18 protein-coding genes are annotated in these 20341 nt (G+C 64.0%); 4 read left to right on the forward strand and 14 right to left on the reverse strand.

Annotated elements, in window-relative coordinates; translation table 11 throughout:
* Window positions 1-74 precede the first annotated feature (74 nt).
* The 9 genes from ASD99_RS07385 to ASD99_RS07425 all read right to left on the reverse strand — a co-directional run bounded on the left by ASD99_RS07385 (window position 75) and on the right by ASD99_RS07425 (window position 8202).
* The gene (locus tag ASD99_RS07385) at window positions 75-875 is read right to left on the reverse strand and encodes a lysophospholipid acyltransferase family protein (RefSeq protein ID WP_056584847.1); all 801 of its coding nucleotides are present in this window, start codon (window positions 873-875) and stop codon (window positions 75-77) included.
* A 20-nt stretch (window positions 876-895) separates the two neighbouring features.
* Window positions 896-1390, reverse strand: a complete 495-nt coding sequence (gene rimI, locus ASD99_RS07390; protein ID WP_056584845.1) for a ribosomal protein S18-alanine N-acetyltransferase — start codon at window positions 1388-1390, stop codon at window positions 896-898.
* Between the two features lie 61 nt (window positions 1391-1451).
* Complete coding sequence (tsaB, locus tag ASD99_RS07395; protein WP_057143134.1) at window positions 1452-2129, reverse strand: tRNA (adenosine(37)-N6)-threonylcarbamoyltransferase complex dimerization subunit type 1 TsaB; 678 nt, start codon at window positions 2127-2129, stop codon at window positions 1452-1454.
* Window positions 2130-2233: 104 nt separating this feature from the next.
* A complete protein-coding gene (locus ASD99_RS07400) occupies window positions 2234-3337 on the reverse strand; it encodes a DUF1513 domain-containing protein (RefSeq protein ID WP_057143135.1) in 1104 nt (367 codons plus the stop codon).
* A gap of 2 nt (window positions 3338-3339) precedes the next feature.
* A complete protein-coding gene (locus tag ASD99_RS07405) occupies window positions 3340-4419 on the reverse strand; it encodes an imelysin family protein (RefSeq protein WP_057143136.1) in 1080 nt (359 codons plus the stop codon).
* The gene (locus tag ASD99_RS07410) at window positions 4419-6023 is read right to left on the reverse strand and encodes a di-heme oxidoredictase family protein (RefSeq protein ID WP_057143137.1); all 1605 of its coding nucleotides are present in this window, start codon (window positions 6021-6023) and stop codon (window positions 4419-4421) included. Before ASD99_RS07410 ends, ASD99_RS07405 begins: the two co-directional genes overlap by 1 nt.
* Window positions 6024-6035: 12 nt before the next feature.
* Window positions 6036-6521: a bacterioferritin gene (gene bfr / locus ASD99_RS07415; RefSeq protein WP_057143138.1), complete on the reverse strand. Its 486-nt coding sequence runs from the start codon at window positions 6519-6521 to the stop codon at window positions 6036-6038.
* The gene (locus ASD99_RS07420) at window positions 6487-6798 is read right to left on the reverse strand and encodes a (2Fe-2S)-binding protein (protein ID WP_057143139.1); all 312 of its coding nucleotides are present in this window, start codon (window positions 6796-6798) and stop codon (window positions 6487-6489) included. Before ASD99_RS07420 ends, bfr begins: the two co-directional genes overlap by 35 nt.
* 114 nt (window positions 6799-6912) lie before the next feature.
* Window positions 6913-8202, reverse strand: coding sequence for an imelysin family protein (locus tag ASD99_RS07425; protein ID WP_057143183.1), 1290 nt, complete (start codon window positions 8200-8202; stop codon window positions 6913-6915).
* 433 nt (window positions 8203-8635) lie between these two features.
* Between ASD99_RS07425 and ASD99_RS07430 the strand changes: the two genes are divergently transcribed.
* Entirely contained in the window at window positions 8636-9889 is a 1254-nt protein-coding gene (locus ASD99_RS07430) for an NAD(P)/FAD-dependent oxidoreductase (protein ID WP_057143140.1), read from the forward strand.
* Between the two features lie 30 nt (window positions 9890-9919).
* Here ASD99_RS07430 and ASD99_RS07435 read toward each other — a convergent pair whose 3' ends face one another.
* On the reverse strand, window positions 9920-11197 hold the full coding sequence (locus ASD99_RS07435) for a 4-aminobutyrate--2-oxoglutarate transaminase (protein WP_056584829.1): 1278 nt from the start codon (window positions 11195-11197) through the stop codon (window positions 9920-9922).
* Between the two features lie 240 nt (window positions 11198-11437).
* On the opposite strand from ASD99_RS07435, the gene ASD99_RS07440 reads away from it, so the two are divergent.
* From ASD99_RS07440 to ASD99_RS07450, 3 genes are read left to right on the forward strand one after another with little or no spacing between them, the layout of a single operon-like run.
* The gene (locus tag ASD99_RS07440) at window positions 11438-12574 is read left to right on the forward strand and encodes an efflux RND transporter periplasmic adaptor subunit (RefSeq protein ID WP_057143141.1); all 1137 of its coding nucleotides are present in this window, start codon (window positions 11438-11440) and stop codon (window positions 12572-12574) included.
* Window positions 12571-13644, forward strand: coding sequence for an efflux RND transporter periplasmic adaptor subunit (locus ASD99_RS07445; RefSeq protein WP_056584825.1), 1074 nt, complete (start codon window positions 12571-12573; stop codon window positions 13642-13644). Before ASD99_RS07440 ends, ASD99_RS07445 begins: the two co-directional genes overlap by 4 nt.
* Complete coding sequence (locus tag ASD99_RS07450) at window positions 13641-16742, forward strand: efflux RND transporter permease subunit (RefSeq protein WP_057143142.1); 3102 nt, start codon at window positions 13641-13643, stop codon at window positions 16740-16742. Before ASD99_RS07445 ends, ASD99_RS07450 begins: the two co-directional genes overlap by 4 nt.
* A gap of 6 nt (window positions 16743-16748) precedes the next feature.
* Here the strand turns inward: ASD99_RS07450 and ASD99_RS07455 are convergent, their stop codons facing one another.
* From ASD99_RS07455 to ASD99_RS07470, 4 genes are read right to left on the reverse strand one after another with little or no spacing between them, the layout of a single operon-like run.
* Window positions 16749-17498: an ABC transporter ATP-binding protein gene (locus tag ASD99_RS07455; protein ID WP_057143184.1), complete on the reverse strand. Its 750-nt coding sequence runs from the start codon at window positions 17496-17498 to the stop codon at window positions 16749-16751.
* A complete protein-coding gene (locus ASD99_RS07460) occupies window positions 17495-18328 on the reverse strand; it encodes an ABC transporter ATP-binding protein (protein ID WP_056584819.1) in 834 nt (277 codons plus the stop codon). Before ASD99_RS07460 ends, ASD99_RS07455 begins: the two co-directional genes overlap by 4 nt.
* Before the next feature lie 10 nt (window positions 18329-18338).
* Complete coding sequence (nikC, locus tag ASD99_RS07465) at window positions 18339-19259, reverse strand: nickel transporter permease (protein WP_057143143.1); 921 nt, start codon at window positions 19257-19259, stop codon at window positions 18339-18341.
* Window positions 19256-20323, reverse strand: a complete 1068-nt coding sequence (locus tag ASD99_RS07470) for an ABC transporter permease (RefSeq protein ID WP_056584816.1) — start codon at window positions 20321-20323, stop codon at window positions 19256-19258. The genes nikC and ASD99_RS07470 overlap by 4 nt, the downstream gene beginning before the upstream one ends.
* Window positions 20324-20341: the final 18 nt, after the last annotated feature.

The raw sequence follows: 20341 nt of genomic DNA on the forward strand, positions 1-20341 counted from the left end.
TCTGGCGGCTTCTAACGCCTTTCCGTGACAAAAAACAGACGATTCTCGGCATGCGCCTGTGGGCGCAGCCGGGGCTAGCGGCTCGGGCGCGGATCAGCAAGCCCTGCCTGCATCATCTCACGCACCTGGCTTTCCATCAGTTTCGACGTTTCCTTGCGGTTCGAACCCTTGGAAAAGGCGATCGGTTCGCCGAAATGCACCTCGACGTCGAGGGCGCCCTCCGCCAGCAAAACCTTGAGATGCGGCATCAAATCCTCATCACCGATCCAGGCGGCAAGCGGCCGGTGGCGGCGGCCGAGCGGCACGCCGTGCAGGCGCGTGTAGGCGATCGCCACCGGCTGGATGAAGACCTGCTCGGCGGCGCCTTCCGAAATGGCCATCGAGGCGGCGCCAAAGAGGGTGCTCTTGAACGGCAGGATCATGTTGCCGTCGCCCGTCGAGCCCTCGGCAAACAGCACCATGGCATCGCCCTTGGCCATGCGGCTGGCGATCTCGCTTGCCTGGTCGCCCGAGGAACGCTTGCGTTCGCGCTCGATGAACACGGTGCGCTGCAGCTTCGACAGCATGCCGATCAGCGGCCAGCCTTCCATATCCGCCCTGGCGATGAACTTCACATCGACCTTGGAGCCGAGCACCATGATGTCGGTCCAGGAGATGTGGTTGGAGGCAACCAGCAGTGGGCGCTTGTCGGAGAGCGTACCCTTGACATGGATGCGCATGCCGAGCGCCCTGATGATCAGCCTGTGCCAGATCTTGAGGATGACGGTTTCCGGCCACCAGCCGGTCTTCATCGACAGTATCTGCAATGGCACGAGGACCAATGAGCCGGCGACAACGAGGCCCAGCGCCAGGAAAATCCTGATTTTCTTGATCATCGCCCTACCCCGCCGTCTCGCTAGCGAAGATCGCGGCGCATGACAAGCGCGCCGGTCGGTCCGTGTTCCGGCGACCTGTAGTAATTCGGCCGCTTGCCGACCTCGCGGAAGCCCAGTCGCCGATAGAGCGCGATCGCCGCGACATTGGTCTCGTCGACCTCGAGGAACAGCGCTTCGGCGCGCTGCGCGTGCAGTTCGCGCAGCACCGCGTCCATCAATTGCCAGCCCAATCCCTGGCGGCGATGCGATCGCGCCACCGCGACAGTCAGGATCTCGCCCTCGCCAGCCGCCAGCCTCGCCAGCACGAAGCCGACGGGAGGCTTGGCGCCCTGTCCGGTTTCCCGCGCCGCATAGCCGAACACGGTATCCTGTTCGAGCAAGGCGGCGAATTCGCCGTCGGTCCAGGGGCGGACAAAATCCTCGCGATGCAGCAGCGAGACCGCGCGGCTGTCTGCGATCTTCAGCGGCTCGAGCGCATAGTCGCGGCGGCGTGGTTGGAGAAAAGGTATGCGCATTAATGTTCGTTTTCTTGTTTGACCATGATCTTTCCCGAAACCCGGCTACCACTTTTCGGGATCATGGTCTGAGCCTTGAGAGAATGAACCCAGCCTGCGGCTTGGCGTCGGCGCCGCGCAAATAGAGCGGTTTAGGCTTATCGCTTTCGCCTTTGGCGGCGGCCAGACGGGCATAGGTGACAATATCGGCGGTGGCGCTCTCGGGGCCTATATCGAAAGCGCGCCCCGCCGATGTGGCGATTAGCGCTGCCGCAGTACCGGCAAGCACCGAAGAACTTTCCGTCGCCATGGTCACGGCTTCCGCCAGTGTGGTCACCGCCGGACCGTAAGTCAAAACCGACATTTCATCGTAAAGGGCGGCATGGATTTCCTCCCGCCCGGCATCGAGCGCCGCCAGCACGGCGCGGCCTGGAAATGCCGCTGCTGCCTCAGTGGCCAGCGCCTCGAGCGTCGTCACCCCGATCGCCGGGACCTTCAGCGCCAGCGCCAGGCCACGCGCGGTCGAGACGCCGACACGCAGACCGGTGAAGGAACCGGGGCCGACGGAGACGGCAATGGCGCCAAGACCTGCATAGTCGGTTGCACTTGCCTTCAGCGCTTCGGCGATAACCACCATCAGCTGTTCGGCATGGCCCTTGCCGAGATCGAGCACCGAACGGCCAAGCTCCTGCTCCGCCGTCGCGTCATAGACGCAGGCGGCGCAGAGGTTGGCGGCACAGTCGATGGCAAGCAATTTCATGAAACGACCGGTTCGAGAAACAATTCCCTGTGCCCGCCACGGCCCGCCACCGCAAGGGGATAGTGCATAATTTGTTAAGCGGCTTCGCTTCGGCTGGCGAGCTATCAGACCTGCTCGATGCGCAGCATGTGGTTGTCCCAGACATAGTCAGGTTCGGAGCGTGTCGTGCCGCTGCCCTCGATGATTTCGCCAGCGCCGGTGGTGGCCATGAAGCCGGTTCCGTCGGGCGCCACGCCGCAGACCTCGACCAGCGCGCTGGTCGAAACGATCCGGCCGCTGGCCGAATCGATCACGACAAGCGAATTGCCTTCCGGCGAGGACACGGCGACGGTTCCGGCAGCCGGATTGGCGGCGACCGAGCCTATATAGTTGCGGAGGCCGGACAAAACGTCCTGCGGCATGTCGAGCAATTGCAGGTCCTTGCCACGCGCGGCGCGGCCGACCAGCAAAGGACGATCGGTGCCCGGCCCCCTGTACTGGCAGCCAAACCAGACGGTTCCGGACGGATCCGTGTCCATGTGGCGGATCGACAGCTGGCGCAGTGCGGCCGGCAATTCGTGTTTCTCGATGAGGTCGCCGGTGACGCGGTCTATGAGCGCATAGGACGGCTTCATGGTGGCTATGTTGAGTTCGGCGCGACCGTAATCCGGATGGGTCTCGATGCCGCCATTGGCAACCGCGATCGTCCTGCCGTCGCCCAGCAGCAGAAGCTCGTGCGGACCCATGCCATAGGTCGGGAACTCGCCGACACGGCTGAATTTCGCCCGCGCATCGTAGACGCCGACGACGCCAGCGGCGTTGTCGAAGTCGTTTTCGGTGGCATAGAGCAGCGCACCGTCGGCCGAGAACACGCCATGGCCGAAGAAATGCCGGCCGACGACGCTGGCGATAGTCAGCGGCGCGTCACGGCCCGAGTGGTCGAAAACCACGGCGAAGGTGCCAGGCTGGCGAGCGAAGATCACCGAGCGTTTCGACACCGGATCGAAAGTGACGTCATGGCCGCGATCGGGCAGGTCGATCGCATGCAGGACCTTGCCAGCCTCGGACAGGACGGCGGCGCCATAGCTGCCGTCGCGCTTGACGAAGGCGGTGGCGAAAACGGCGTCCGCCGCGAGCGTCTTCGCCCAAGCCGATGGCGCCATTGCGGCGGCAAAGCCCATGCCTGCGGCCCTCAGAAAATCGCGGCGGTCGATCAGCGGCGTCCTCAAAATCAGTCCCCATCCAGCGACGAAAAGCCGGCGGTCAAGCCGAATTCAGCGGTCAATCTGGTGCCGATCAGGGTCGAAAGGCTGGAGGTGATCAGCGCGAAATGGTCGAGTTTGTCCCGCAGCGCCGGATCGACAAGCGCCTTGTCGATCGGTCCCTGAATGGATTTTGCGGTGGCGACACCGTTGACCAGTTGGATGTGGATCGATTCGGCCATCCAGCGAGCATCGCGCGGCAGGGCGTCGCCGAGCTTCGAGGCTTGGAACAGCGTATCGATGCCGGAGAGATTTCCAGCCAATGACGCGGTAGTGTTTTGCGAGCGCCAGTAGATCGCCTGTTTCGGCTTGTCCGCATCCGGCTTGCCGCCGAAAAACCCTTTCAGGCGCACATCGCGGACCATTTCCAGCTCATTGATGAAGACGCCGACCAGTTCCGTCACCGCTTCGTTGCCGTCGCGGTAGAGCGCGGTCCGCGGTCCGGGATTGGCCCAAAGTGCAGCAAAGCCGTCCGGCTTGTTCCAGGCGGCGCTCACCTCACCGGCCATGGTTTCGATGTTGCCGGCAACCGCCGCGCCATAAGCGCAGCGATAGGGATCATCCTTGCCTGCCAGCGCATCGGCGCCGTCGCCGTAAAGCAAGAACTCCAGCGCGCCCAGCCCCTGCATGGCGACACTCTTGCCGGCCAGCTGTGCCGGGTCGGTTGCGGTCGGATCCTTGGCCGACAGCGCTGCCTGCACCTGCTTCAGGCCGATGCTCTTGCGATCTGGCCAGAACAGCATGCGTTCCAGCCGGTTGTTCTCCTTGATCGGTCCGAAGCCGATGATTTCGGCCGACGACCAGGCATAGACTGTGGCGGAAAATTCAGAGCGCACGGCATCAAGTTCTCCTTGCGAGGGCGCTTCGCAGAGCTCGTGCATCGCCTTTGTCAAGGCTTCCGCGTGCTGATGCAGCCCTGCATAGGCCGGGCGGACAAAGCCGTCGATCGCCCGCTGGATGATTTCTGAGGCTTTGACCGCAGCAGACGCCGGGACGACGCCCAGCAGAGCCAGCGGAAGGACGAGAAACAATGCAGAGCGCTTGAGCATCACAGTGACTCCAGGAATTTGAGCAGCGCATCGCGGTCGGCCGCGTTGGCGACGGCAAAGCGGTCGCGTGCCTTCCGCGCTTCGCCGCCATGCCACAGGATGGCCTCGGTCAGGCTGCGCGCGCGCCCATCATGCAGGAAGAAAGAATTGCCGTTGACCGTCTCGGTCAGGCCGATGCCCCACAGTGGCGGCGTGCGCCACTCATTACCCGTCGCATCACCCACAGCCTGGCCATCAGCCAGATCAGGCCCCATGTCGTGCAGCAGGAAGTCGGAATAGGGCCAGATCAACTGGAAGGCCTGCGCCTTGTTGGGCGAGCCGCGACGGGTGACGAATTTGGGTGTGTGGCAGGCAATGCAGCCGATCTCGTAGAAGATTTTCTTGCCGACGAGCACTTGTGGCGTGTCGAGGTCGCGGCGCGCCGGCACGGCCAGGTTCTGCGAATAGAAGGTGACGAGGTCCGTCACCGGCGGCGGCGCCTCCACTGGGCCGAGACGCTGCTGCACGCCGTTCGGCATGGCGAGGCATTTGGCCTGCGCGGCTGTACAGTCGCCCCAGTGTTTGGGCTCTTCCGGCGTCGAGATGCCGATGTCGCCGGCAAAGGCGTCCGCCGTCTGCTGGCGGATCGACGCCGTCTGCGCCTTCCAGCCTAAACGGCCAAGCGTCAGTTCGCCGCTTTGGCCGTCGCGCACGATGTTCGGCCCGCCGGAAATGCCGTCGCCGTCCCGGTCGTCGGGGTCGGCGCGGGCAAGAATATCCGCCGGTGCGATCTGTTCGATCAGGCCAAGGCCGATCATCGGCGGCGTCAGGCGCGGCGACAGCGTGGTGCGCGGATCGAGCGGCCCATAGTCTGGATCGGTGACCGAATAGCTGGGCTTGCGCAAGGAAATCACGGTGCCGTCCGACAGTGTCACCTTACGTTCCTGATAGTCGACATGCATCCTGCCTTCGCCGCGCAGGCCGGGAACGGCCAGTTCCTGCAACTGCGTGCCGTAGACCGGGTCGGGAAAGTTGAGCACCTTGTGTTCGGCAAGCGCTGCCTTCTCTTCCGCGTTGCTGGCCTCCCGAGCCAGCCGCAGGAACATCGACGTCGTGCCGGCGTCGCCTTGCGGCGGACGGCCGCGGCCATCCTTCAGATGACAGTTCTGGCATGCGCGTTCGTTGAACAGCGGGCCGAGCCCGTCCGACGCCTGCGTCGAGGATGGCGACGACACCCAGTTCTTGCGGAAAAGGGCATTGCCGAGCTTGAAGTCGCCCTCTTCCTCGAAGTTGATGTTGGCCGAGGGTTGCGAGAAGGAATCGCGGCTGACGTCCTTCCTGGACGTACCGGCGCCGCCTTGCATCAGTTCGAATTGCTCGGGTCTGGAAAAATCAGTGGTCGGCCTGGTGATGGCGGTGACGCGCGCCTGATCCTTCACATTGAGGTCGGTGCGTGTGGTGGCAAGGCCGGCAGGTTGAAGATCACCGGCCATCGCGGAAGAGGTGAACGCCACCACGAAGATGATACAGCGCCGACGCGCCAGTCGTCTGGCCGGCGTCTTCTCAAGGGGCGACGAGCCATCGGCCCGCCGCGAGCGGCGCACGAATTCTAGCAGGCGCCGCATTCCCGCATGCCCTTACTCCGCCTCGTCCGCCGATGCTGCGTTGAGCTGGCCGTATTTTTCCTCGCCGATCGAGGCAAGCAGGTCGAGCTGCGTCTCGAGGAAGTCGATGTGACTCTCTTCGTCAGCCAGCAATTCCTCGAACAGCTTCATCGTCACGTAGTCGCCGGCTTCGTTGCAGATTTCGCGCGAGCGCTTGTAGGCTGTACGCGCGTCATATTCGCCGGCAAGGTCGGATTCGAGCACTTCCTTGACGTTCTGCCCGATGCGCAGCGGCGCCACGGACTGCAGGTTCGGATGGCCTTCCAGGAAGATGATGCGGGCCACGAGCTTGTCGGCATGGTGCATCTCTTCGATCGATTCCGCGCGCTCCTTCTTGGCTAGCTTGGCGTATCCCCAGTCCTCAAGCAGACGGAAATGTACCCAATACTGGTTGACGGCGCCGAGCTCCAGAAAAAGAGCCTCGTTAAGCCGCTCGATGATCTGCGGATCGCCTTTCATGATTTCTGCTCCCGTATTGGACGCGCAGGCCTCTGACGCGATCCAGGTGTGAAACGACATCCACGCCGTTCGCCTCCGAGCGGGCGTGGTAGTTTTCGGTGACCCGAATGATCGTTTCGACCACATTTGGGAAGCAGCCGCAACAGCGGCCGCGCTTTTGCATGGCGTGATAGACCTTCGCCGGCACGATCAGCTGCCAGGGATCCTGATCCAGCAGCCCGACGATCGTCTGCTCGATCTCCTTCTCGGTGATGATATTGCAATGGCAGATCAGCATCAATTTGCTCGGATGGCTGACGGCGCCTCCCGCGCCGTGTGGCTTGATTTCTTAACCGGAGCCCATTCCGAAGCCGGCTATCCAGCTCCGGATCAGGCTCCAGCCTTTCGGCGGCTACTTGAACACCTTGTCGGGTGCGTCGAGACTGTCGGACCCTTCGAAGGCGATGGTGCTGAGCTTCAGGGAGCCAACGGCGCGTTCGATCGACTTGGTCTGGTCGATCAGCGCGTCGATCGCTGCCTGCACGGTGGCATTGCCTTGCGTGTTGCCCTCGGCGATCTGCTGGTCATAGGCCTCGCCGGCCAATGCCCGTGTCTTGATCGCCTCCATCTTGGCGACCGCGACATCGAGCTTGTCCGACAGTTCCTTGTCGATCGCCGGATCGGCCGCCTTCAACATATCGGCCACGGAGGGGCCCGAAACGACGGTGCCGTCGAGCCTGGTATAGCTGGCATGGTAGGCGGCGCGAATGCCGATGGCGTCGTAGAGATGCGAGTTGTAGGTGTTGTCGGAAAAGCAGTCATGCTCCTCTTCCGGATCATGCAACAGCAGGCCGAGCTTCATGCGTTCGCCGGCCAATTCGCCGTAGGACAGTGAGCCCATGCCGGTGAAGATGGACGAGATCGCAGCGTTCGGCTCGCCGTCGACGACGGCCTTGCGGGCGGCGCCGCCTTCCTTCCAGTTGCCGACCATCTCCTGAAGATCGGAAACCAGAAGATCGCTTGCCGATTTCAGATACTGGGCGCGGCGGTCACAATTGCCGCCGGTGCAATTCTTGAGGTCGTAGTCGGTATAGGGGCGCTCGCCGGCACCCGGGCCGGTGCCATGCAGATCCTGGCCCCAGAGCAGAAATTCGATGGCGTGATAGCCGGTAGCGACATTGGCCTCGATCCCGCCGGCCTCCTGCAGCGTGCCGGAGAGGAATTCCGGCGAAAGCTTCGAAGCATCGACCTTCTTGCCGTTGATCTCGATCTCCTTGTTGGCGATCACATTGGCCGTATAGAGCGCATTCGCATCCGATTCGGTGCCGTAGCTCTTGGCGACATAGTCGATCAGGCCTTCGTCCAGCGGCCAGGAATTCACCTTGCCTTCCCAGTCGTCGACGATCTTGTTGCCGAAACGGTAGACCTCGGTCTGCTGGTAAGGCACACGCGATGCCTTCCATGCCTCGCGGGCAGCGTTGAGGGTTTCCACCGATGGCTTGTCGAGCAATGCGTCGACCGCCTTGTCGAGTGCCTGCGCGGTGGTCAACGAATCTTCATATTTGGCCAGCGCGATGTCGGAATAGGTATTGACGACCGCCTTCGCATCGGTTTCCGCCTTTGCCGGCAACACGAACACCGCCGCCGTCAGCAGGGCCGTGGCGCCGATCGCGGCGAGCCTGCCGCCATATCGTGCTGTCACAATCGCTCTCCAGTTTCTCGGAATTTCTGTAAACGGCGCGCGCGGCGACAGGCGCCACGCCATATGCATGCCATTGGGCGCAAGAGATGCCGCGCCATCGCGCGGTTCGCGGAAGAAAGACACCAAAATGCCTCCAATCGAAAGGGTTCAAGGCCCAGACATTAAAGGGATGCGCTGACGCGCGAGCTTCCATAAAGCTGTGACATCGTCGGATGTCAATGACAATCCGCAAGAAAAGCCAATTGAAACAATAGTTTAGAATTATTCTAAACTACGACTGTCAACTTTATGCTGTTCCTGCGCCGGTCTTGCAACTGAACTGTACGATTGACAGCCGCCATCCCGGGTGCGACCCGCAAAAGCTAGCTTGCGGCGTCGCCAGACAATTGCCACATGGCGAGACATCCTAGGATAGAAGCGGGATTCGAATGCGATGAAGAACGGTGTGGTCATTGTCGGCGCGGGTCATGCGGGCGTGCAAGCGGCTGCCAGTCTGCGCGAGGACGGCTATGACGGGCAGGTGATCCTCGTCGGTGACGAGAACGAGTTGCCATACCACAAGCCACCCTTGTCGAAGACCTTCATCAAAGATGCCGAGGCCAAACCGCAACCCTTGCGTGGCGAGGCCTTCTACACCGGCAGTGCCATCGACTACCGGCCGGGCGTCAGGATCGATCGCATCGATGCCGGACGCCGCAGCCTGGAGATATCAGACGGCGGTGTGCTTGCCTTCGACCACCTGATCCTGGCGACCGGCTCGCGCCCGCGCGCCCTGCCGCTGCCGGGCTCCGATCTGTCCGGCGTGCTGTCGCTGCGCTCGCTGGCCGATGCGCGGCTGATCCGCGAGCTCAGCGCGCAGAGCGACGAGGTCGTCATCCTAGGCGGCGGCTTCATCGGGCTGGAGATCGCAGCCACCTTGAGGGCTGCCGGCCGCATGGTGACAGTTGTGGAAGCGGTGGACCGGCTGCTCGGCCGCGCCGTGGCGCCGGTCGTGGCGAGCCACGTTCGGCAACGGCTGGAAGCGGCAGGCGTACGCATCCTTACCGGCACTTCGATTGCCAGGCTCGAAGGCGAAAACGGCCATGTGGCGGCCGCGATCACCTCGTCAGGCGAAAGGCTGCCGGCGCGTATGGTCATCGTCGGCATCGGTGCCGTGCCGAATGTCGAACTGGCGCAGTCCGCAGGCCTCAGCATCGCCAACGGCATCCGCGTCGATCACCAGATGCGCACTTCGGTGCCTGAAATCCTGGCCATCGGCGACGCTGCTTCCTACCGGCACTGGTTTACCGGCGGCGACGTGCGGCTGGAATCGGTGCAGAACGCCACCGACCAGGCGCGGCTTGCCGCACGCACGATCACAGGCCACACCGATGCCTATTCGGCTGTGCCCTGGTTCTGGTCCGACATCGGCGACATGAAATTGCAAATGGTCGGCCTGACCGCCGGTGGCGACAGCCATGTCGTGCTGGGTGACCTGCCCGACAACAAATTCTCGATCTACCACTATGCCGGCGACCGGCTGCTCGGCATCGAATCGGTCAACCGACCCGGCGACCACATGCTTGGCCGCAAGATGCTCGGCGCCGGCTTCTCGCCGAGGCCGCAGACGATCGCGGCTGGCCCCGAAGGGCTGAAAGCGGCGCTGGCTGCTTTCCTCGATAGCGAACCCGCTAGAGCGGCGGGATAATTCCGCGCCGTCCAGCCGGCGCGCCGCCGATCAGGCGGCGCAGACTTCGCGGATCGAGCTTTCCAGGATATCGAGCGCCTCGTTCATGACACCGTCCTGGATGGTGATCGGGGCGAGGAAGCGGATGACGTTACCATAGACGCCGCAGGTCAAGAGGATCAGGCCCTTGTCGAGCGCCTTCAGCCGGATCGCGTTGGCGATCTCGGCCGACGGCAGGCCCTTCTTGACGTCGTTGAACTCGACGGCGTTCATGAAGCCGAGGCCTCTGATGTCGACGATCTCGGGCACGTCGTCGCGGATCGACTGCAGCCGCTGTTTCAACCTTGCACCCAGCGTGTTGGCGCGGTCGCACAGCTTTTCGTCCTCGATCACGTCGAGCACGGCGTGTGCGGCGGCGACACCGATGGGGCTGCCGCCATAGGTGCCGCCGAGCCCACCGGGGCCGGGCGCATCCATGATTTCGGCGCGGCCGGTGACTGCGGCCAGCGGGAAACCGCCGGCCAGGCTCTTGGCCATGGTGGTGATGTCGGCCGCCACCTCATGGTGATCCATCGCAAACATCTTGCCGGTGCGGGCGAAGCCGGTCTGCACTTCGTCGGCGATCAAAAGCATGCCGTGCTGGTCGCAGAGCTTGCGCAGCGCCGTCAGGAACTCGCGCGGAGCGTCGTAGAAGCCGCCCTCGCCCTGCACCGGCTCGATGATGATGGCGGCGACGCGAGCCGGGTCGACATCGGCCTTGAACAGCCGGTCCAGTGCTGCCAGTGAATCGGCGACCGACACACCGTGCAGCGGCACCGGGAACGGCGCATGGTAGACGTCGCCCGGCATGGCGCCGAAGCCGACCTTGTAGGGCACGACCTTGCCGGTCAGCGCCATGCCCATGAAGGTGCGGCCATGGAAGCCGCCGGCGAAAGCGATGACCGCCGGGCGGCCGGTGGCGTTGCGGGCGATCTTGATGGCGTTCTCGACCGCCTCGGCGCCAGTGGTGACGAAGATCGTCTTCTTCTCGAACTTGCCGGGCAGCATGCCGTTCAGCCGTTCCGCCAGCCGCACATAGCTCTCATAGGGCACAACCTGGTGGCAGGTGTGGGTGAAGCGGTCGAGCTGCGCCTTGACCGCCTCGATCACCTTCGGGTGGCGGTGACCGGTGTTGACGACGGCGATACCCGACGAGAAGTCGATGTAGCGGCGGCCTTCGACATCCCAGATCTCCGAATTCTCGGCCCGGTCGGCATAGATCTGCGTGGTCATGCCGACGCCGCGCGAGATCGACTGGTTCTTGCGCTCGGAAATGGCTGAATTCTTCATGGTATCCCTCATCGGGCCGGCGCCCGTTCTTGTTGATGTCGCTGACATGTCTTCTGACCTGATTTCACGTTTTCCTCAAGTCGGCACCGTCAACAGGCGATTGGGCCTGTCGCCCGCCGCGGCCTTAACCAGTCGACCGATACGCGTACGAGGGTAGGTTCCCTTTTCCAAGGGATCGATTATCTTCGAACGGCCCACGAGGCTCCGCAGTGGGAGCGTCCCACGCAGGCAGGGGAAGCCATGAGCAGGAACGCGACATCGTCCGCCTTGCAACCATCGCCCTCCAGCTTTTTGCCATTTCGAACCGCCCGAATCCTTGTCTGCGCGGTGGCGAGCCTGCTGCTTGCCGGCTGCCAGAAGCAGGCGGCGGCCGAACACAAGCTGCCGATCATGGTGCGCACCGCCGAGGTCGAAATCTCCAGCTACGCCCCGACGACGTCGCTGACTGGCGTCATCGCCGCGCGCACGCTGAACAATCTGGCCTTCCGCGTCGGCGGCCGAGTTGCCGAACGGCTGGTGGAAATCGGCCAGCATGTCGACAAGGGCACGCTTTTGGCCCGCATCGATTCGCAGGAGCAGGAATCGGACCTGCGCTCGGCGCAGGCCGATCTCGACGCAGCACAAGCGCAATTGACGCAAGCCTCCGCCGCCTTTGAGCGTCAGAAGGCGCTGCTCGCCCAGGGTTTCACGACACGCCGCGACTATGATCAGGCCGCGCAGGCGCAGAGCGTGGCGCAAGGCAGCGTCCAGCAGGCGCAGAGCGCGTTGGACAATGCCCGGGAGAGCCTCACCTTCACCGAACTCAGGGCCGGCGCGCCAGGCATCGTCACCGCACGCGCGGTCGAAGCCGGCCAGGTGGTGCAGGCAGCGCAGACCGTCTTCACCCTTGCCCAGGACGGCGACCGCGACGCGGTCTTCAATGTCCATGAAACGCTGGTCGCCGGCAGTTCGGCGGCGCCGCCCGTGTCGATCACGCTGGTGTCGGATCCCGCGATCAAGGCGACGGGCAAGGTGCGCGAAATCTCGCCGGTGGTCGATGCGGCCTCGGCTTCAGTTCGGGTGAAAGTCGCCATTCCCGATACCCCCGCCGCCATGCCGCTTGGTGCGGCCGTCACCGGCACGGTCAGCGCAAAACCGGTGAAAGCCGTGATCCTGCCCTGGCAGGCGCTGACCTCCAGCGATGGCAAGCCGGCGGTCTGGCTCGTCGACCCGGCTTCCAAGGCGGTCACGATCGCGCCAGTGGATATCCTCGCCTATGATTCGGGCGTGATTGTCGTCGACAAGGGGTTGGAGCCCGGCCAGCACGTCATCACCGCCGGCGGTCAGTTGCTCAGCCCAGGCCAGACGGTCGAGATCGCCGGAGGGGCAACGCAATGACCCGGTCGGTGCAATTGATCGCCCTGTCTTCGCTGATCCTTTTCGGCGCCTGTTCGGCCGAGCCGGAAAAGGCGCCCGAGATCATCCGGCCGGTGCTTTCGGTGGTGGTCGAGCCGCGCACCACCCAGACGCTCGGTTTTGCCGGCGTCGTCGAACCGGAATTCAGCGCCAACCTGGCCTTCCGCCTGCTTGGCCGCGTCGTCAGCCGCGACGTCGATATCGGCGACCTCGTCACCAAGGGCACGACGATCGCCACGCTTGATCCGACGGCGCTGGAACTCGCCTTGCAGGCGGCAAAGGCCGGTCTCTCCAACGCCCAGGCGGAATTCACCAACGCCGCCGCCAGCGAGGAGCGCCAACGCGCGCTGCTGGCCGACAAGAACACCTCGCAGGCCACCTATGAGGCGGCCCAGCAGGCACGCCAGGCCGCACAGGCCAATGTCGAGCGCGCCAAGGCGGCGCTGGCCAAATCGCAGGAACAGCTCGGTTATGCCAGGCTGTTTTCGGATTTCGACGGCGTCGTCACCGCGACAGGGGCCGAAGTCGGGCAGACCGTGTCGGCCGGCCAGACCGTGGTCACGGTAGCGCGCTCGGATGTGCGCGAAGCCGTCGTCGACATTCCCGACCAGTTGACCGGCGACCTGACTGACGGAACCGGCTTCGACGTCATCCTGCAATCGCTGCCGTCGATCCGCACCGAGGCCAAATTGCGCGAGATCGCGCCGCAGGCCGACAGTTCGACCCGCACGCGCCGCACGCGCCTCACGCTGCTCAACGCGCCGACGGCGTTCCGCCTCGGCTCGACGGTGACGGCGACACGGGTGACAGCGATCGACCCGACGATCGAGCTGCCGCTGTCGGCATTGCTGGAAAAGGACGGCAAGCAGCAGGTTTGGACCGTCGATGCGCAATCGAAGGCCACCTTGCACGATATCCAAATCGGCGCCAAACGCGCCGGCAGCTTTACCGTTACCGGCGGACTTGATGCGGGCATGCGCGTCGTCACCGCCGGTGTCCACAGCCTGACACCGGGCGAGACGGTCAAAATCCTGGAAGGAGCCGCCAAGTGAAGGGCTTCAACCTCTCCGACTGGGCGCTCAGCCATCGCTCGCTGGTCTGGTATTTCATGCTGGTGTTCGTCGTTGCCGGCGTCTCGGCCTATCTCAATCTCGGCCGCGAGGAAGATCCGGCCTTCACCATCAAGACCATGCTGATCCAGGCCAGCTGGCCGGGCGCGTCGGTCAACGAGACGGTCCGACAAGTGACCGACCGCATCGAAAAGAAGCTGGAGGAGCTCGACAGCCTCGACTACAGCAAATCCGTCACCACGGCCGGCAAGACCGTCGTCTTCGTCAATCTGAAGCCGTCGACCAAGGCGCGCGACGTGGCCCCTACCTGGGTGCGCATCCGCAACATGATCAACGACATCCGCGCCCAGTTTCCCGAGGGCGTGCAAGGGCCGTTCTTCAATGACCGTTTTGGCGACGTCTACGGCAATGTCTACGCCTTCACGGCGGACGGGCTGACGCCGCGCCAGCTGCGCGATTATGTCGAGCAGGCGCGCACCCAGATCCTGGCGGTGCCCAATGCCGGCAAGGTCGACCTGATCGGCGCCCAGGACGAGGCGATCTATCTCGAATTCTCGACCCGCCAGATCGCCGCACTTGGCCTGAACCAGCAGGCGATCGTCGCCAGCCTGCAGGCGCAGAACGCGGTCGCGCCCTCGGGCGTCATCGAGACCGGCCCCGAGCGTGTCAGCGTGCGCGTCTCGGGCCAGTTCACTTCGGAGGAAAGCCTGCGCGCCATCAATTTGCGCGTCAACGACCGCTTCTTCCGGCTGAGCGATGTCGCGACCATCACCCGCGGCTATGCCGATCCGCCGACATCACTGTTCCGTTTCAACGGCGAAGATGCGATCGGGCTCGCCATCGGCATGAAGCCCAATGCCAATTTGCTCGACTTCGGCAAGGCGCTGAAGGTCGAGATGGACAAGATCGTCGCCGACCTGCCAATCGGCGTCGGCGTGCATCTGGTCGCAGACCAGCCTGTCATCGTCGAGGAAGCGGTTTCGGGCTTCACCCGCGCGCTGTTCGAGGCCGTCGCCATCGTGCTTGCCGTCTCCTTTATCAGCCTCGGCCTGCGCGCCGGCTTCGTCGTGGCGCTGTCGATTCCGCTGGTGCTGGCCATCACCTTCCTGTTCATGGACTATCTCGGCATCTCGCTGCAGCGCATCTCGCTGGGTGCGCTGATCATCGCGCTCGGCCTGCTGGTCGACGATGCCATGATCGCCGTCGAGATGATGGTGGCCAGGCTGGAAGCCGGCGACAATCTGCGCAAGGCGGCGACCTATGTCTACACGTCGACAGCGTTCCCGATGCTGACCGGCACGTTGGTGACCGTCACCGGCTTCATTCCGATCGGCCTCAACAACAGCGCGGCGGGCGAATATACCTACACGCTTTTCGTCGTCATTGCCGTGTCGCTATTGGTGTCTTGGATCGTGGCGGTGCTGTTTGCGCCGCTGCTCGGCGTCACCATCTTGCCGGCGACGATGAAGCAGAAGCATCATGACAAGCCCGGCCGCTTCACGTCGATGTTTCGCAGCGTGCTGGTCGGATCGGTGCGCCGACATTGGCTGACCATCATCGCCACGATGCTGTTGTTCGCCGGCTCGATCGTCGGCATGGGTTTTGTCCAGCAGCAGTTCTTCCCGTCCTCCGACCGGCCCGAACTGATCGTCGACTGGAACCTGCCGCAGAACTCTTCGATCGCCGAGACACGCGACCAGATGGAGCACTTCGAGAAGGCGGCGCTTGCCGGCAATCCCGACATCGACCATTGGAGTTCCTATATCGGCCAGGGCGCGGTGCGCTTCGTGCTGGCCTATGACGTACAGCCGGCCAATCCCTATTTCGGCCAGACCGTGATCGTCACCAAGAACGTCGAAGCGCGCGACCGGGTGAAGGCGGCCATCCAGACGATGCTGCGCAATGACTTCGTCGGCACCGATGCCTTCGTCAAGACGCTCGAGCTTGGCCCACCTGTCGGCCGGCCGGTGCAATACCGCGTCAGCGGCCCCGACATCCAGACGGTGAGGACGCTGTCGCAGCAACTGGCGGGCGTCATCTCAGCCAATCCGAAACTCGGCGCGCCGACCTTCGACTGGAACGAACCGTCGCGGGTGCTGGAGGTGGATGTGCTGCAGGACAAGGCGCGCCAGCTCGGCGTCACCTCCTCGGACATTTCCAACGCGCTGAACAGCGTGGTCGGCGGCGTCACCATCACCCAGGTGCGCGACGCCACCTACCTCATCAACGTCGTGGCACGTTCCCGCGATGCCGAACGCGGCTCGATCGAGACGCTGCGCAACATGCAATTGCCGACCGGTGCCGGCGAATCCATACCGCTCGCCGCCGTCGCCAACTTCCACTACGAGCTGGAACAGCCGACGGTGTGGCGGCGCAGCCGCGTGCCGACGATCACCGTGCGCGCCGGATTGGTCGGCGACGCGCTGCCGGCCACCGTGGTCAACGAACTGAAACCCTCGGTCGATGCCTTTATCGGCAAGCTGCCCGTCGGCTATGCGATCGCCACGGCGGGCTCGGTCGAGGAGAGCGCCAACAGCCAGGGGCCGATCGCGGCGGTCGTGCCACTCATGCTGTTCATCATGGCGACGATCCTGATGATCCAGCTGCAAAGCTTCCAGCGCCTGTTCCTGGTGGTTGCCGTCGCACCGCTGGGACTGATCGGCGTGGTCGCGGCATTGCTGCCGAGCGGCGCGCCGCTCGGCTTTGTCGCCATCCTCGGCGTGCTGGCGCTGATCGGTATCCTGATCCGCAACTCGGTCATCCTGATCGTGCAGATCGAGGATCTCGTCACGGAGGGCAAGGACCGATGGGCGGCAGTCATTGAAGCCACCGAACACCGCATGCGGCCGATTGCGCTGACGGCGGCAGCCGCCAGCCTGGCGCTGATCCCGATCGCGCGTGAGGTGTTCTGGGCGCCAATGGCGTTTGCCATGATGGGCGGCATCATCGCTGGTACGGCGATCACGCTGCTGTTCCTGCCGGCGCTCTATGTCGCTTGGTTCCGGATCAAAGAGCCGAAGCAGGGGCAGGATAGTGCTGAACCGACAGGTGATGCCATACCGGAAGGCGGCGCCGCCTGAGACTGCTCACGCTGTCCTGACAAACCCGTCGCTGGCTCGCAAGAGATTGCGCGTATAGTCCTTGGTCACGCGGCGCTCGACAAGATCGGCCGCCGCCAGATTCTCCACCGCCTCGCCGCTTTGCATCACCATCAGCCGCTCGCACATATGGGTGATGATGGCGAGGTCGTGGCTGACCATCAGGAAGGTCAGCTTGCGCCGCTTGCGGACCTCTTCCAGAAGGTTGAGCACTTCGGCCTGCACCGAGGCGTCCAGCGCCGAGGTCGGCTCGTCGAGCAGCAGGATCGATGGTTCAAGGATCAGCGCACGGGCGATCGCCACACGCTGGCGCTGACCGCCGGAGAGCTGATGCGAATAGCGGAACCGAAAGCCGTTTCCCAGACCGACTTCGTCGAGCGCCCGCTGGATGCGCTTTTCACCATCGGCAAAGCCATGGATGGCAAGCGGCTCCTGCAGCAGCCGGTCGACGGTCTGGCGCGGGTGCAGCGAGCCGTACGGATCCTGGAAGACCATCTGCACTTCGCGATAAAAGGCCTTGTCGCGGCGCGCGCCGAGCGTCTTGCCATTGACGGCGATGCTGCCCGAAGCGACCGGCGCGAGGCCGGCGATGGCCCTGAGCAGCGTCGATTTGCCGGAGCCGGATTCACCGACCAGGCCGAAGGATTCGCCCGGCTGCACGTCGAGGCTGACGCCCTTCAGCGCGCGAAAACGGTCGAAGATTACCTCCAGCCTGTCGACGGCGATCGCTGCGGTCATGCCGCCCACTCCGGCTTGCGATCGAGCACCGGCAGCGGGTGACGGTCGGCGCCGATCTTGGGCATGCAGTTGAGCAGGCCGCGCGTGTAGGGATGCTGGGCACGGCCGAGTTCCGACGCCTTGAGTTGCTCGACCACCTTGCCGGCATACATGACGATGACGCGATCGCAGAAGGACGAGACCAGGCGCAGATCGTGCGAGATGAAGATCAGGCCCATGCCGCGCTCGCTGACCAGCCGGTCGAGGATGCCGAGCACATCGAGCTGCACGGTCACATCGAGCGCCGAGGTCGGCTCGTCGGCAATCATCATTTCCGGCCCGGCGATCAGCATCATGGCGATCATGGCGCGCTGGCCCATGCCACCGGACACTTCATGCGGATGCAGGTCGAAGACGCGGGCGGGGTCACGAATTTGCACCGCTTCCAGCATCGCCATTGCACGATCACGCGCTTCGGCCTTGCCGACCTTTTCATGGGTGCGCAGCGTCTCGACAATCTGGCGCCCGATGCTCATTACAGGGTCGAGCGAGTATTTCGGATCCTGCAGGATCATGGCGATGCGTTTGCCGCGCAGCTTCCGGCGTTCGCGTGGCGATGCCGCCAACAGGTCGATACCGTCGAAAGCAAGCTTGTTGGCCGATATCCGCGCCTGCGGCGGCGTCAGCCCCATGATGGCGCGGCCGGTCTGCGATTTGCCGGAGCCGGACTCGCCGACAATGCCGAGACGTTCGCGGCCAAGCGTGAAGGAGACGCCGCGCACCGCCTCGATCAGGCCGGTGCGGGTCGGGAAGGTGACGCGCAGGTCGTCGACGTCGAGCAGCGTGCTCATTGATCACCGCTCATTGGTCACCACTGCGGGGATCGAGCGCGTCGCGCAGGCCATCGCCGAGCAGATTGAAGCCTAGGCTGACGATGAGGATGGCGAAGCCCGGCGCACCGGCCACCCACCACTGGTCGAGCACGAAGCGGCGCCCCGAAGCGATCATCGTGCCCCATTCCGGCAGCGGCGGCTGCGCGCCGAGGCCAAGGAAACCGAGCCCGGCGGCCGTCAGGATGATGCCGGCCATGTCAAGCGTCACCCGGATGATCAGCGAGGAGATGCAAAGCGGCATGATGTGGCGCAACACGATGCGGAAGGGCGAGGCGCCCATCAGTTGCACGGCCTTGATGTAATCGGAATTGCGCACCGTCAGCGTCTCTGCCCGCGCGATACGTGCGTAAGGCGGCCAGGAGGTGATGGCGATGGCCAGCACGGCATTCTCGATGCCGGGACCAAGTGCGGCGACGAAGGCGAGCGCCAGGATCAGCTTGGGGAAGGCAAGGAAGATGTCGGTGATGCGCATCAGGACGGCATCGGTCCAGCCGCCGGCATAGCCGGCAACGGTGCCGACCAGGAGGCCTATGGGTGCGGCGATGATGGCAACCAGGATGACCACGTAGAGCGTCCAGCGCGAGCCATAGAGGATGCGCGAAAGGATGTCGCGGCCGAGATCGTCGGTGCCGAACCAGTGCTCGGCGCTCGGCGCCAGCAGACGTGCGTTCTTCAGATCGCCGAATGTCGGCGAATAGGGTGCCAGCACGCCGGCAAGCGCGGCAACGACCAGCAGGGCAATGATGATGAGCAGGCCGAGAAACGCCAGCCGGTTGGCGGAAAAGCGCCGCCACGCCACATAGGCGCGGCCGAGCCTGGCCTGGTTGCGCGAGGCCGGACGCTCGCTGAGCAGCCAGTCGCGACGGCTCTGGACGGTCTCGACGCTCATGCGGACTTCGTCCTCGGATCGAGCACGCGGTAGAGCAGATCGGAGAGAAGGTTGATAGCGATGAACACCGAGCCGATAACGATGGTGCCGCCCAGCACGGCATTCATGTCGGCGTTCTGCAGCGAGTTGGTGATGTAGAGGCCGATGCCCGGCCACGAGAAGACGGTTTCGGTGAGCACGGAGCCTTCGAGCAGCCCGGCATAGGAGAGCGCGATCACCGTCACCATCGGCACCGCCGCGTTGCGCAGCGCGTGGCCCCAGATGATGCGGGTTTCCGACAGGCCCTTGGCGCGCGCCGCGACGATGTATTCCTGCGACAGTTCGTTGAGCATGAACGAGCGCGTCATGCGGCTGATATAGGCAAGCGAAAAATAGCCGAGCAGCGAGGCCGGCAAGATGATGTGGCGGAAGGCGTCATAGAAAACATCCCACTGCCCCTGCCATAGCGAATCCAGCAGATAGAATCCGGTAATCGGCGTGAAGGTGTATTCGTAGACGACGTCGAGCCGCGCCGGAAAAGCGACCCATTGTAGCTTGGCGTAGAACAACACCAGCGCCAGCAGGCCGAGCCAGAAGATCGGCACGGAATAGCCGATCAGGCCGATGATGCGCACGATCTGGTCGATGAGACTGCCGCGCCTGACTGCGGCCAGTACGCCAAGCGGCACGCCGAACAGTGCACCGATCAGCGTCCCCAGCGTCGCCAGTTCCGTGGTGGCCGGAAGCGCGCGGCGAATGTCGCTCATGACCGGATTGGTGGTCAGCACGGAGGTGCCGAAATTACCGTTCAGGGCATTTTTCACATAGATGTAGAACTGCTCGATCAGCGGCAGGTCGAGGCCCATCTCGCGGCGCGTTCGCTCGACGACATTGGCCGGCGCCCGGTCGCCGAGCACCGCCAGCACCGGGTCGATCGGGATGACACGGCCGATGAAGAAGGTGACCGCGAGCAGACCAAGATAGGTCGTGATCGCGATGACCAGGAAACGGCCAAGCGACGATGCAATGGCCACGGCGCGGGCGCTGTCGCGCCCCGCCGCCACTTCTTTTTCAACCGCGCTCATGCGGCGTGTCCGCGAACA

The sequence above is a fragment of the Mesorhizobium sp. Root695 genome (assembly GCF_001428185.1).
GTDB lineage: Bacteria > Pseudomonadota > Alphaproteobacteria > Rhizobiales > Rhizobiaceae > Mesorhizobium.

Bases quoted from the DNA above. Each gene is read 5' to 3' on its own strand.
- ASD99_RS07385 (WP_056584847.1), bottom strand. From the start codon at position 875: ATGATCAAGAAAATCAGGATTTTCCTGGCGCTGGGCCTCGTTGTCGCC.
- rimI (WP_056584845.1), bottom strand. From the start codon at position 1,390: ATGCGCATACCTTTTCTCCAACCACGCCGCCGCGACTATGCGCTCGAG.
- tsaB (WP_057143134.1), bottom strand. From the start codon at position 2,129: ATGAAATTGCTTGCCATCGACTGTGCCGCCAACCTCTGCGCCGCCTGC.
- ASD99_RS07405 (WP_057143136.1), bottom strand. From the start codon at position 4,419: ATGCTCAAGCGCTCTGCATTGTTTCTCGTCCTTCCGCTGGCTCTGCTG.
- ASD99_RS07410 (WP_057143137.1), bottom strand. From the start codon at position 6,023: ATGCGGCGCCTGCTAGAATTCGTGCGCCGCTCGCGGCGGGCCGATGGC.
- bfr (WP_057143138.1), bottom strand. From the start codon at position 6,521: ATGAAAGGCGATCCGCAGATCATCGAGCGGCTTAACGAGGCTCTTTTT.
- ASD99_RS07420 (WP_057143139.1), bottom strand. From the start codon at position 6,798: ATGCTGATCTGCCATTGCAATATCATCACCGAGAAGGAGATCGAGCAG.
- ASD99_RS07430 (WP_057143140.1), top strand. From the start codon at position 8,636: ATGAAGAACGGTGTGGTCATTGTCGGCGCGGGTCATGCGGGCGTGCAA.
- ASD99_RS07435 (WP_056584829.1), bottom strand. From the start codon at position 11,197: ATGAAGAATTCAGCCATTTCCGAGCGCAAGAACCAGTCGATCTCGCGC.
- ASD99_RS07440 (WP_057143141.1), top strand. From the start codon at position 11,438: ATGAGCAGGAACGCGACATCGTCCGCCTTGCAACCATCGCCCTCCAGC.
- ASD99_RS07445 (WP_056584825.1), top strand. From the start codon at position 12,571: ATGACCCGGTCGGTGCAATTGATCGCCCTGTCTTCGCTGATCCTTTTC.
- ASD99_RS07455 (WP_057143184.1), bottom strand. From the start codon at position 17,498: ATGACCGCAGCGATCGCCGTCGACAGGCTGGAGGTAATCTTCGACCGT.
- ASD99_RS07460 (WP_056584819.1), bottom strand. From the start codon at position 18,328: ATGAGCACGCTGCTCGACGTCGACGACCTGCGCGTCACCTTCCCGACC.
- nikC (WP_057143143.1), bottom strand. From the start codon at position 19,259: ATGAGCGTCGAGACCGTCCAGAGCCGTCGCGACTGGCTGCTCAGCGAG.
- ASD99_RS07470 (WP_056584816.1), bottom strand. From the start codon at position 20,323: ATGAGCGCGGTTGAAAAAGAAGTGGCGGCGGGGCGCGACAGCGCCCGC.